Annotated in this window: 9 protein-coding genes; 8 read left to right on the top strand and 1 reads right to left on the bottom strand. The window is 53.9% G+C overall.

The features are described 5' to 3' along the window. The 8 genes from ACPLUI_RS11520 to ACPLUI_RS11555 all read left to right on the top strand — a co-directional run. Positions 1–276: hypothetical protein (locus ACPLUI_RS11520; RefSeq protein WP_424660406.1), on the top strand; the 276-nt coding region annotated here is incomplete at its 5' end. Continuing rightward, positions 269–1,201 carry a type II secretion system F family protein gene (locus tag ACPLUI_RS11525; protein WP_424660407.1) on the top strand — a complete coding sequence of 311 codons (933 nt, stop codon included), beginning with the start codon at positions 269–271 and terminating at the stop codon, positions 1,199–1,201. The genes ACPLUI_RS11520 and ACPLUI_RS11525, both read left to right, overlap by 8 nt. A 23-nt stretch (positions 1,202–1,224) precedes the next feature. After that, the gene (locus ACPLUI_RS11530) at positions 1,225–2,019 is read left to right on the top strand and encodes a hypothetical protein (protein WP_424660408.1); all 795 of its coding nucleotides are present in this window, start codon (positions 1,225–1,227) and stop codon (positions 2,017–2,019) included. Between the two features lie 24 nt (positions 2,020–2,043). Continuing rightward, complete coding sequence (locus tag ACPLUI_RS11535; RefSeq protein ID WP_424660409.1) at positions 2,044–2,196, top strand: hypothetical protein; 153 nt, start codon at positions 2,044–2,046, stop codon at positions 2,194–2,196. Further along, positions 2,168–2,722 (top strand): prepilin peptidase, encoded by a 555-nt coding sequence (locus ACPLUI_RS11540; protein WP_424660410.1) that lies wholly within the window; start codon positions 2,168–2,170, stop codon positions 2,720–2,722. Before ACPLUI_RS11535 ends, ACPLUI_RS11540 begins: the two co-directional genes overlap by 29 nt. Then, complete coding sequence (locus ACPLUI_RS11545; protein WP_424660411.1) at positions 2,719–2,889, top strand: hypothetical protein; 171 nt, start codon at positions 2,719–2,721, stop codon at positions 2,887–2,889. Before ACPLUI_RS11540 ends, ACPLUI_RS11545 begins: the two co-directional genes overlap by 4 nt. 29 nt (positions 2,890–2,918) lie before the next feature. After that, complete coding sequence (locus ACPLUI_RS11550; RefSeq protein ID WP_424660412.1) at positions 2,919–3,305, top strand: hypothetical protein; 387 nt, start codon at positions 2,919–2,921, stop codon at positions 3,303–3,305. Next, entirely contained in the window at positions 3,283–3,885 is a 603-nt protein-coding gene (locus tag ACPLUI_RS11555; protein ID WP_424660413.1) for a hypothetical protein, read from the top strand. The genes ACPLUI_RS11550 and ACPLUI_RS11555 overlap by 23 nt, the downstream gene beginning before the upstream one ends. A gap of 183 nt (positions 3,886–4,068) precedes the next feature. On the opposite strand, the gene ACPLUI_RS11560 is transcribed toward ACPLUI_RS11555, so the two are convergent. After that, on the bottom strand, positions 4,069–4,369 hold a 301-nt coding region (locus tag ACPLUI_RS11560), incomplete at its 5' end, for a type II CAAX prenyl endopeptidase Rce1 family protein (RefSeq protein WP_424660414.1).

Raw genomic sequence — 4,369 nt, forward strand, 5'->3', positions numbered from 1 at the left:
GATCAGATAGCTTCCAGCTTTGATGTGATAGTCCAGATGTACGGCAACGACGTTACGGGTACCAGGAGAATAGAGCACGTGGTGGAAGTCTCGAAGGGGGAAAGCGGCCCCGAGTTCAGGGACTTGTGTGTCTGGGAGCCCTCGAGTGAAAGCTATGAGCAGGGGAAGTGGCGGTACCCGCACGGCATATCGGAGATGCTGGCCCGAAAACTCTTTAAATTTGGCGTTACCCGTTTTGAGCTCGAACAACTGGAAGGGATGAGGGCCAATGCATGAGTACGCATTTCTGCTCGGGGCGGCGGTACCGTGTGTGGTAGTATCTATATACATCCTGGAAGGGCTGTGGAAAGGTTGGGAAAAGGTTAACAAAAGAGTGGGGGCTTTGCAGAGGCGCAGGCGGATGCTGGCCTCTCTGCCGGAGGTGATCAGCAGGGCGTACGAAACACGCGGGAGCAGGAACCAGCTGTACAGCTATCTTGACGCTCAGATAAAAAGGGTTGAGTGGAACATTCAGCCCGCAGCTTTTCTCGTGCTGTCCGTTACCGCCGCTTTTGCGGGTTTGGTGATGGGATTATTTTTATTGAGAAACGTTGCGTCGGCAGTCGCCATTATGGTGATTGCCGTTTTCGTCCCTTTTCTTGTACTGAGCTGGAAGGTACAGAAGCACGAGCAAAGGGTACTCGAACAGCTTCCGATGGCTATACAGCTGTTCACCGTGGAGTTTGAAATGAGTAAAAGCGTAGCCCAGGCGCTGGCGCGCGTCTCTGAGGTCGCGGCAAGTCCGCTGAAAAGGTACCTGTCGCAGTGCGCCAAGGATTTGACTGCCGGCAAGCAGCCGGCCAGGGTGTTCAATAAGTTTTCTTCCGACCTGAACTGCGAGTACGGGCGGCTCTGGGCGCAGATCCTGCTGGCCGCTCATGAAGATTCCACGGTGATGAAGGTAATGCCGCGTTTAATAAGCCGCCTGCACCAGCAGAGGCTGCTGATGCAGAAAAATATCACCGAGCTGAGCGGGACCAGGAGGCTGGGCATACTGCTCAACATTCTGGTGGTCCCCGGTTTTATAATCACCCAGGTGCTGTTCCCGGATACACTGGAATTCTACTCTCAACCTCTCGGGCGGGCCGTCATCCTGGTGCTGTTCTTATCTGTAACCGCAGGTATCGTGCTGGACCAGATGCTTAAGAAGATAGACTTGTGATGCAAAAAGGAGGGAAGATTTGCGTGCGGCCGGTTGACATCCTGGAAAGATATATAGGGTACCTGTCTCCCCGGGAGGGTGAAATCCTTCTGGCATTGATATTTGTCACCATTGCTTACGTTACCGGGCGGATACTTGAACTTCTGGCCGACCGCAGGTATCACCGCAGAATCGGAAGGATCGGGGCCGGAAAACTTGAGAACGTGGACAGGAAGAAAATGTACCCCGTGATGGTGGGTGCGCTGATCGGCTATTCCATTGCGAGTCCCAACCTGCTGCTGGCCGTGCCGTGTGCCGTTTCAGGAGGGTTGCTGGGATACCTCGGGGTGGTGGCTTACAACTGGTTCGTTAAAAAGCTTACCGAAGAGAAAAAAGCCGGCGAGGTCCTGCTCCTGTACGAGGTGGTGAGCGTCTATGCTGTTGCCGGTTATTCCCTGTATGAAGCCCTCACAGCCGGTGCGTACCTGGTCAGGTTGATTAAAGACCCCCTGCGCCGGTGCCTCAACAGCTGGGGTCAGGGCCCGGAGCGGGCGCTCCAAAAACTGGGGAAGGAATTGGGACTGCCGGAAGCGGATGCGCTGGTCAGGATACTGCAGAGAGCGCTGGTAATTGGTCCGGGCAGGCTGGCGGAGTACTTGAGCCAGGAGGGCAAGACCATGGAAAACGTGAGGCAGTTCAGGATAGAGCGTGGTCTGGGCGTGCGCCCGATAATACAGACGCTGTACCTGTTGCTGCCCGGTCTCGCCCTGGTGGGGGTGACGCTGATGCCCGTGGGGTACCACATTTCCAAGCTGATCATGTCGATCAAGCTGAAATAGAAAAGAATGGGAGGGAGTCTTGTTATGTTTAAAGGCGAGCGGGGGTCAACCCTGGAGTACCTGGTAAGGATCATCATCATGGGTCTCGGCGGAGCTACGATACTTTTCGGGATACTGGCCGCGCTGCGTTTGCAGGGGGGTGTGCTGATTGAAAGAATTGGCCACATGGGCTTTTAATTTCCGCTACCTGCCCTATGCAGTGGCCCTCCTGGGGGCTGGCATATCGGTTTACACTGATATCAAGTGGGAGAAGATCAAGAACTGCGTTACTTTCCCCTTAATACTTTTTGGCTGGCTGTGGCCTTTTTTGTCGGGCAACTGGCGGTTTGGTATTGCAAACGTCCTGTTTTCCTGTTTCATAGGGCTTCTGTCGTGCCTGCCGGGGAGGATAGGCGAGGGGGACATCAAGCTCATTGTCGGGATAGCCGCCTGCCTGCAGCCCCTGCTGGGGTTTATTTTTCTCGCTTTTTTCTTCGTGAACCTGGCTGTCGCCGCTGTCTTCGCGCGGCTTAAAGTCTACGGGTTTAAGCTGAAACCGGCCTTTGCGGCTATGAAAAGAGAGGCCATGCTGGAGCTGGGCGGGGTAAGAGATGCCGGTGCAGTCGTGCACGGGAAGAGAGTAAAACACGTCGGGGCACCGATAATATTTCTGGCCCTGGTGTTTTGCCTCATCAGGGCCGTATGGGAGGGATTTTTAACATGAAAGAATTTTTGCTCTCTGAAAAAGGGGGAATCGTGGAATGGCTGGTGGGCGCGCTGATCATAGGTATCGGGTCGATCCCCATAATAGCGGGGATAACCAATGCCCTGCTGCAGGTGTCGGGAAGAGGCGAGGAGCGGATCAGGGACATCATCTGGACGGGCTACTGAAAGGGGAGAGCGGCTGGGTAATTATCGAGATGCTCATTGTCCTGTACGTCCTCTCTTTTCTCCTGTTTGCGGCGGTGGAATACTGGGGGGTGTTCACCATATACCAGCACACCGAGAGTTTGAAATACCGCACCCTGTCGAAGATGGAGATAGCGGGCGGGCTGTACCCTTCAGATGAGCAGGACCTGGTCAAAAAGCTGGTTGACCTGGGAGCCGACCCGGCAACGATTAAAATTGGAGGAGACGTCAAGAAAGAGGGAGAAGCGCCCGTTCTCTGGCCGAACGAAGTCAGCCTGCGGATAGAGTTTATCCCGAAGTACTTCAACAGCTTTATGGCGAGGACGCTGATCGGGGGCAGTCCCGGCAAACCTGTCAGGATCGGGGTGAGGGGAAGTGCCGTCAGCCAGAAAACGTAAAGGCGAGGAAGGCTCCATCGTGGCGGCGCTTCCTCTGGTCTTTTTGCTCTTTGTTGTTCTGGTCTGGGTCACGAGGACGGCCCAGGACGTTTCCTCGGCGGACGTTGTGCTCAAAAACTCCGTGGGAATAGCGGTCAAAGCGGCAGCCAACCAGTTCGACAGGGAAAGTCTGCAGATTGACTTCCGCCGGGCGCGGAGGGCCTTTGAAAAGATGCTGCAAGAGAACCTGGAGTTAAAAGGAGACCTCGAACCCCAGAAGTATTCCGCTTTCTCCGGCAGGCCCGCTTACACCCTGGTAGTCTACGACGGGCAGGCTTCCGAGGGAAGACCTGCGGGTGTGCAGTATACTTACGGGGACGGGAAATTAACGGAGGCGGAAATTCCGGGCGGGGGGTTCCCGAGGGCGTTTGTCCTGCCGGGTGGCGTAAAAGTCACGCTCCAGTCTCCCGGAGCGGTGGCGGAATTAAGTGTGAGTTCGAAGAAAGTGTTTGGTGGTGAGGTAGTCTACAGGAGGTGGGCAGCAGCGAGGATTGTGCAGAGGGACCAGGAATGGATAGTGGTATTAGTGGGAAAAGATTAATGTGCCCGGCCCTGCCGGGCTTTCTCATTTTTTCAGGCAGGACTTTCCCGTTCCTACCGTAATATCCCAACAAGGCAGGTGGTGCAAGCCTGAACAGGCCCGTACCAGATAATTACCGAAACGACGATATTAAGAAAAACGGCCCCATCAACCCGTCCGTTGTGACTTTGGGTTGTGTTTTTGTTACTCTTCTTGACTCTTTTGTGAAAGGTGATAGAGATGATGGCGGTAGAAAAGGCTGAACACGAAGTTTGTCGTTGTGTGAGCAATGACAGAAGGCAGGATGGAGTTAAACTTAAGAAGGAGTATGGAAAATACTATACCTGTAAGAAAGACTACAAAAAGGTGAGCAAAAGAGTCATTAAGGGCTTCGAAAAAGTTTTCGTCAAGTTCTCGACTACGATTTGATAAATGATTAACAGTCCAGATGACATTGGTAATGCCGGAAAAGATACAAATCAATTGAAGGTTTGACGAAATTTCG

The organism is Desulfofundulus sp., from assembly GCF_049701015.1.
Taxonomy (GTDB): domain Bacteria; phylum Bacillota; class Desulfotomaculia; order Desulfotomaculales; family Desulfovirgulaceae; genus Desulfofundulus.